Annotated in this window: 5 protein-coding genes, 1 tRNA gene and 3 pseudogenes; 8 read left to right on the top strand and 1 reads right to left on the bottom strand. The window is 65.9% G+C overall.

Translation table 11 applies throughout. The features are described from left to right. The first annotated feature begins 164 nt into the window (after positions 1 to 164). The 8 genes and pseudogenes from AC5E6L_RS12985 (at position 165) to AC5E6L_RS13020 (ending at position 6,305) form a co-directional block, all read left to right on the top strand. Positions 165 to 671, top strand: a complete 507-nt coding sequence (locus AC5E6L_RS12985) for a peptidylprolyl isomerase (RefSeq protein ID WP_491230417.1) — start codon at positions 165 to 167, stop codon at positions 669 to 671. Between the two features lie 66 nt (positions 672 to 737). Continuing rightward, entirely contained in the window at positions 738 to 1,802 is a 1,065-nt protein-coding gene (queA, locus tag AC5E6L_RS12990; RefSeq protein ID WP_491773824.1) for a tRNA preQ1(34) S-adenosylmethionine ribosyltransferase-isomerase QueA, read from the top strand. Continuing rightward, positions 1,789 to 2,922, top strand: a complete 1,134-nt coding sequence (tgt, locus tag AC5E6L_RS12995) for a tRNA guanosine(34) transglycosylase Tgt (RefSeq protein ID WP_491773826.1) — start codon at positions 1,789 to 1,791, stop codon at positions 2,920 to 2,922. Before queA ends, tgt begins: the two co-directional genes overlap by 14 nt. A 138-nt stretch (positions 2,923 to 3,060) precedes the next feature. Continuing rightward, positions 3,061 to 3,691 (top strand): annotated as a pseudogene (locus AC5E6L_RS13000) (IS5 family transposase); the annotation flags it as partial. 42 nt (positions 3,692 to 3,733) lie between these two features. Beyond that, the gene (locus tag AC5E6L_RS13005) at positions 3,734 to 4,483 is read left to right on the top strand and encodes a biliverdin-producing heme oxygenase (RefSeq protein WP_491773828.1); all 750 of its coding nucleotides are present in this window, start codon (positions 3,734 to 3,736) and stop codon (positions 4,481 to 4,483) included. Positions 4,484 to 4,705: 222 nt separating this feature from the next. Further along, positions 4,706 to 4,789, top strand: a pseudogene (locus tag AC5E6L_RS13010) (tonB-system energizer ExbB); the annotation flags it as partial. 4 nt (positions 4,790 to 4,793) lie between these two features. Next, positions 4,794 to 5,249: pseudogene (exbD, locus tag AC5E6L_RS13015) on the top strand (TonB system transport protein ExbD); the annotation flags it as partial. Between the two features lie 813 nt (positions 5,250 to 6,062). After that, positions 6,063 to 6,305 (top strand): energy transducer TonB family protein, encoded by a 243-nt coding sequence (locus AC5E6L_RS13020; protein ID WP_491773830.1) that lies wholly within the window; start codon positions 6,063 to 6,065, stop codon positions 6,303 to 6,305. Between the two features lie 467 nt (positions 6,306 to 6,772). On the opposite strand, the gene AC5E6L_RS13025 is transcribed toward AC5E6L_RS13020, so the two are convergent. Then, positions 6,773 to 6,859: transfer RNA gene (locus AC5E6L_RS13025), tRNA-Leu, on the bottom strand. Between the last annotated feature and the right edge of the window lie 283 nt (positions 6,860 to 7,142).

Here is a 7,142-nt window from a genome sequence, read left to right on the forward strand (position 1 = left end):
CGTGGGCATCGTCCGGAACGGCATGGAGTTCGTCGACAACATCAAGCGCGGCTCGACGGCCCGCAACGGCGCCGTCGAGGCGCCCGACCGCATGATCACGGTCACCGTCGCCGCCGACCGGTAAGGCACGGCCGCGCGCGATCCAAACAAGGAGAGGACACGCTTTGACCTACAAGGACCCCGAAAACACGCTCGTCATGGAGACCACCAAGGGCACTGTGGCCATCGAGATGCGGCCGGATCTCGCGCCCGGCCATGTCGCACGCATCAAGGAACTGGCGCGGGCCGGCGACTATGACGGCGTGGTCTTCCACCGCGTCATCGACGGCTTCATGGCGCAGACGGGCGATGTGCGCTTCGGCAAGACCGGCGGTCCGCACTTCGACCCCGGCCGGGCCGGCATGGGCGGCTCGGCCAAGCCGGACCTCAAGGCCGAGTTCTCCGACGCCAGCCATGCACGCGGCGTGTGCTCGATGGCGCGCGCGCAGAACCCCAACTCGGCCAACTCGCAATTCTTCATCTGCTTTGAGGACGCCTCCTTCCTCGACGGGCAGTACACGGTCTGGGGCGCGGTGATCGAGGGCATGGACAATGTCGACACGATCAAGCGCGGCGAGCCGGTCAAGGATCCCGATTCGATCGTCTCGATGAAGGTGGCCGCGGATTTGTGATTGTTCGCGTGAGCGGACTGGCCCGCACGAGGGGGCCGAATCTGCCCGCGACATCTGTCTGCATCCATGCGCGTTGACGAATTCGACTTTCACCTGCCCGAGGAGCGCATCGCGCTGCGGCCGGCGAGCCCGCGCGATGCGGCGCGCATGCTCGTCGTGCGTCCTGGCGGGTTGGCCGATGCGGGCGTGCTCGACCTGCCGTCCTTTCTGACGGCGGGCGATCTGATGGTTTTCAACGACACGCGCGTCATTGCGGCGCAGCTCGAAGGCGTGCGCGTGCGCGACGGCCTGGAGGGGCCGCCGGTCGGCTGCACGCTGCATATGCGCACGGAGCCCGATGCGTGGAAGGCGTTCGCGCGCGGCGCGAGGAAGCTGCGCGCCGGCGACATCGTTCGCTTCTCGGGCGACCTTTCGGCCAGCGTGACCGAAAAGGGCGAGGGCGGCGAGGTGACGCTTTCGTTCGACAGGCGCCATGCCGATCTCGATGCGGCGATCGCGCTTGTCGGCCACATTCCGCTGCCGCCCTATATCGCCTCAAGGCGCGCCGACGACGCCCGCGACCGCGCCGACTACCAGACGGTCTATGCGCGCGAAGAGGGCGCGGTGGCGGCCCCCACGGCGGGCCTGCACTTCACCGACCGGCTGTTCGAAAGGCTCGACGCGGCGGGCGTCAACCGGGCGTTCGTGACGCTGCATGTGGGCGCGGGCACCTTCCTGCCGGTCAAGGCCGAGGACACCGAAGACCACCGCATGCATGCCGAGATCGGTCACGTCTCGGGGGAAACGGCCGACCTCGTCAATGAAACCCGGGCGCGGGGCGGGCGCATCGTCTCGGTCGGCACCACCTCGCTGCGGCTTCTGGAAAGCGCGGCGGACGAGGCGGGCGCCATGCATGCGTTCGCCGGCGCGACCGACATTTTCATCACGCCGGGCCACCGGTTCAAACTGGTCGACGTGCTGATGACCAATTTCCACCTGCCGCGCTCGACGCTGATGATGCTGGTGTCGGCCTTTGCCGGGCTGGAGACCATGCGCCAAGCCTATGCCCATGCGATCGCGCGCCAATATCGCTTCTACTCCTATGGCGATTCGAGCCTGCTGTTCCGGAACGACGGCCATGGGCGCGCCTGATTTCGGTTTCGCGCTGCACGCGACCGATGGTCGTGCCCGGCGCGGAACGGTGACGACCGGGCGCGGGACCATCGCCACGCCCGCCTTCATGCCCGTCGGCACGGCGGGCACCGTCAAGGGGCTCTATCTCGACCAGGTGCGGCAGGCCGGCGCCGACATCATCCTGGGCAACACCTATCACCTGATGCTGCGCCCTGGCGCCGAGCGCATCGACCGGTTGGGCGGGCTGCACCCTTTCATCGGCTGGGACGGGCCGATCCTGACCGATTCGGGCGGCTTTCAGGTGATGAGCCTTTCGGCGCTGCGCCAAATGAGCGAAGCGGGCGTGACCTTCAAGAGCCATCTGGACGGCGCGATCCATGAGATGAGCCCGGAACGGTCGATCGAGATCCAGGGGCTTTTAGGGGCGGACATCCAGATGCAGCTCGACGAATGCGTCGCGCTGCCCGCGGATGCCGACACGATGAAGGCGGCGATGGAACTGTCGCTGCGCTGGGCCGAGCGCTGCCGGGCCGCGTTCGGCGACCAGCCGGGCAGGGCGCTGTTCGGCATCGTTCAGGGCGGCGATGACGAAGCGCTGCGCGTGCGGTCCGCTCAAGCGCTGACGGCGATGGATCTGAAGGGCTATTCCATCGGCGGGCTGGCCGTCGGCGAGCCGCAGGAGGTGATGCTGGCGATGCTCGATGTCGTCTGCCCGATCCTGCCGGCGGACAGGCCGCGCTATCTGATGGGCGTCGGCACGCCGCAGGACCTGCTGCGCGCGGTCGCGCGCGGGGTCGACATGTTCGACTGCGTGATGCCGACCCGCTCGGGCCGGCATGGCCTTGCCTTCACCCGGCGCGGACGGGTGAACCTGAAAAATGCCCGGCACGCCGAGGACCGCCGGCCGCTGGACGATGAGATGGACTGCCCGGCTTCGCGTGATTGCTCACGCGCCTATCTGCATCATCTGATCCGCTCGGGCGAAATGCTCGGCATGATGCTGCTTAGCTGGCACAACACGTTTTATTATCAATGGCTTATGGCGGAGATGCGCGCGGCGGTCGAACAGGGGCGCTTTGCCGCCTTCGCCGCCGAAACCGAGGCGCTGTGGGCGCGCGGCGACATCGAGGCGCCGTAGCCTCGCCGCCAAAGATGGCGCCAGGCCCGAAACCTGAATCCCAAAAGGCCCTAGGCGGTGTCATCAGTTAGTGGGTTCCCAAATCGTTGTTTGATTGCTTCATAAGGTGTCAGCTTTTTCAAGAGGAGTTGACACCGGATGCGCCGCTATGCCCTTCGCGACGATCAATGGAACCGGATTGAACCTCTTTTGCCTGGCAAGGCCGGCGATGTCGGCGTGACGGCCAGGGACAATCGTCTGTTTGTCGAGGCGGTTCCGACCGGTATCGCGCGGGCATTGCCTGGCGCGATCTCCCGGAGCTGTTCGGGGATTTCCGGGTCATTCACACGCCTCACCTGCGCTGGAGCCGCAAAGGCGTTTGGGAGCGCCTTTTCAAGACGTTGGCCGAAGACGCCGACAATGAATACGCGATGATCGATTCAACCATCGTACGGGCGCACCAGCATTCGGCAGGCGCCAAAGGCTCGTCAAAAAAACCGAATGCATCGGCCGTTCGCGGGGCGGGCTGAGCACCAAAATCCATGCGCTGTGCGACGCGCTCGGCAATCCGCTGGGCTTTCACCTGACACCCGAACAGGCCTGCGACCTGGATGGCGCCGACATCCTAATCGACGCGGTTGAGGCCACCATCTTCATCGCAGACAAGGCCTATGACGCCGATGAGCGCGTCATCGACCGGCTCAAGGCAGCCGGGATCGCGCCGGTCATTCCGGCCAAGGTCGGCCGCAAGCAGCCGCGCGACTACGACACCGCGCTCTACAAGGCACGTCGCACATTCTATGCATCGCTGACCAAGGCGTTTTGATGCATAATGGACGGTGCCCATGCGGCCCTGACCATTTGCGGGGCCGTCGGGCTGATGACGAGAAGCCGGCGTTTGGGTCGCTTGATGCCGGATCCTGCCGTCTTGATGTCACAAGGGTCGATCGCAAAAGAGCAGTCAGAGTGTATGTCCACAATCGAAACCGAACGACCGGCCAATGATGTTGCGCGCTCGCAGCGCTTGAGGGGGGCCACACGATCCGCGCATGACGGTCTTGATGCGAAGATCATGGCGTTTGACCCGTTTTCGAGCCGCGCGCGATACGGTCTTTTGCTGAAGGTCCAGCACGGGTTTCACCGCGATATCGATGCGCTTTACGCCGACCCGGCGCTTGGATCGATCCTGGCCGATCTGGCCGGGCGCCGGCGGCTTGGTCTGATCGAGGAGGATCTGGCCGATCTTCAGGCCGATGTTCCTGTTTACGAGGCGCCCGCACGGTTCTGCGCCGGTGTGTCGGCTGAGTTGCCGAATGCGCTGGGTTGGCTTTATGTCGCCGAAGGGTCGAACCTTGGTGCCGCGATACTGCTCAAGCAGGCTGCGCGGCTCGATCTTTCCACGGCCTTCGGCGCACGCCATCTGGCCGGTTCGCCGCAGGGGCGCGCGCGGCACTGGCGCGGTTTCGTGGCCGCCCTCGATGCGGCCGAACTCTCGGCTCGCGACGAAGCGGACGTAATCGATGGCGCAAAGGCCGCGTTCGACCGCGTGTCCGGTCTTGTCGATGCGGTATTCGGCGGATGACCGCGACAAGGACATGGGCCCGTTTGGCTGGCGGGCCGAAGCGGCCGGGTGCCATGCGCACGGGATCGAACATGGCTGTCCGCATGGCGTGAGCGCCGGACCGGTGCCGAATGGAAAGACGTTGCAAATAACCGCATTGACCTGCCCGTGGCCGACAATCGCACCGGGGGCACGCCTTGCTCGCCGGCCGCGCTTGAGTTGCAGCGCTCGTCCGACGTGATCGATCGCGCCGGCGGTGACGGGCTGATCCAGCGGGTCGCATCGCACCTGTCCCGCATCGAGGCCTGCGCAGGCGGCCGAGTAGCGCATCATGGGTGCGAGTGTGCGTGACAACAAGGACGACGACCTCGATGCGATGCACGAGATCAATCTCACGCCGTTCATCGACGTGATGCTCGTCCTTTTGATCATCTTCATGGTCGCCGCGCCGCTCGCCACCGTCGACGTCAAGGTCGACCTGCCTGCCTCGACGGCGCAACCGTAGGAACGCCCCGACGACCCGCTCTATCTGACGCTCCAGCAGGACCTGAGCCTGGGCGAGGCGCCGCTCGCGCGTCGTGAACTGGCGGCGGCGCTCGATGCATCGACACGGGGCGACCGGCCAACCCGCATCTTCCTGCGTGCCGATCAGGCCGTGCCCTATGGCGAGTTGATGGGCGTGATGAACCTTTTGCGCGATGCAGGCTATATGTCGGTGGCTCTTGTCGGCCTGGATGCCTCGACCAGCGGGCACCCGCACCCGATGCCCGGCAGACAGGCGGTTCCGGCGCGCCGATTGACGGGCGGGCCGGCGGCGCCGGTCTGCCGTCTCCACCGCCGGCTCGGCCGCCGGCCAATCGCGCGCGCAGTCGCCCGGAGCCAGCGGAGCGGAAGTCGATCCGTGAGCGGGAATCCCGGCGCTGTTGGGACATTGCCGCTCGACCCCCTCTCCTGGGGGCGGCTCGGGCTTTGGAGCGTGGCCGGGTTGGCGATGCTGTCCGTCCATATCGGGGTCTGGGTGTGGGCCCTTGCGACCGTCGCCGGCCGAGCCGGCAAGCCCGGAGCCGCCGGCTGCCATTGCCATCGCGCTGGCGCCTGAGACCGTGGCCCCGCTGGCGCGGGACGAGCAGATCACGCCGCAACAGACCGAGGCCGAGGCGGCGACCGCGGCGCAGCGGATCGAGGCAACGCTGCGGCAAGTCCAATCCGAACAGATTGCCGAAGTCGAGCCGGATGTGGTGGAACCGCCCGAGACGCCCGACCAAAATCCGGCCGATGAGCCCCCGGTCGAAGCGGACCGGCCGGAGCCCGATCCCGCAGAGCAGGACGATCCGGTCGATGAAGCCGAGCCGCTGCTGGAAGCGGTGAACCTGCCCATTCCAAGGCAACGGCCCGCCTTCACGCCCAGAGGCGACGATACGCCCCGGCAGGCAAGAGGGCAGGCCGTGCGCGCGCCCCAGCGGCAAGCGCTGCCTCGCGGCAAACCCCCAGGGCGCAGATCCGCGCCCGCCAAGCGCCGCTCGCCGCCGCCCGCGAAACCAACCGCGGCGCCGGCCGCTCCATTTCACCGGCGCGTTAGCAGTCGCGTCTTCTGGCCCATCTGGAACGGCGCAAGCGGTATCCGTCGGGCGCGCGCTCGCGGCGCGAGCAGGGCACCGCCCATGGGCGGTTTTCCATCGACGGCAACGGCAACGTCACCGCCGTCCGATTGGCGCGCTCGTCCGGGTTCCCCGAACTCGACCAGGAGGTTGTGGCAATGGTCCGCCGCGCTTCGCCCGTTCCCGCCCCGCCGCCGGGTGTGAACCGAACCCTGACCGTTCCGGTGCGTTTCCTGATACGATGACCAAGGAACGCGTTCGTATCATTCGATAATCAACTGACCGTCTCTGTGGTTAAAGGAATTTTCGTACCCGTTACGCGCAGAGCTGGGGCGTCGTATCGCGTTTGACACCGCACTTTTCTTTTGCGCCCGCAGTGGCCCCATTGCCGGGAGGGCCTCGCAATACGCCGTTCTACGCGCCTACGAAACCAAGATCGCCGAATTGGATAAATCCCGCGCGCTCCTACAGGAAAAATGCGCCCAAAGCCTGCCGCTCAAGGGACGCATGGAGGAATTTATCGAACACGCCCTCACATTCCTCGCAAACCCTTGGAAAATCTGGGAAACAGGTCAGTCGAACCTGCGGCGCACTGTGCGCAAGCTCGCTTTTGCAGAGCGCTCGGCATACACCCGGAAGCAGGAGTGTCGAACACCCAAAGCTACCTTAGCACTGAAGGCTTTGGGTGGAATTTTGGGAGATAAAGAACAGCTGGTGCGGCCGAGAAGACTCGAACTTCCACGGGTTTTACCCCACAGCGACCTCAACGCTGCGCGTCTACCAATTCCGCCACGACCGCACGGTAGAACCTGCCAGGCGCCTGAAAACGGCGAAACAAAGCAGGGACCGCCGTGTAGCAAACTGCCGGGCCGGACACAAGGGCCCTTTAAGGCCTGTCAGGGCGTCTCCCGGCGTCCTAGATGCCATCCCCGTCCACAAGGCCCGGAACGTGGATTCCGCACTCATCCTTGTCGGTGCCCGCCCAGCGCCCTGAGCGGTAGTCTTCACCTTCTTTCACACGATCCGTGCACGGCATGCAGCCGATGGAAAGATAGCCGTCCTTCACCAGCGGATGCCGGGGA

This window comes from Roseitalea sp., assembly GCF_984466335.1.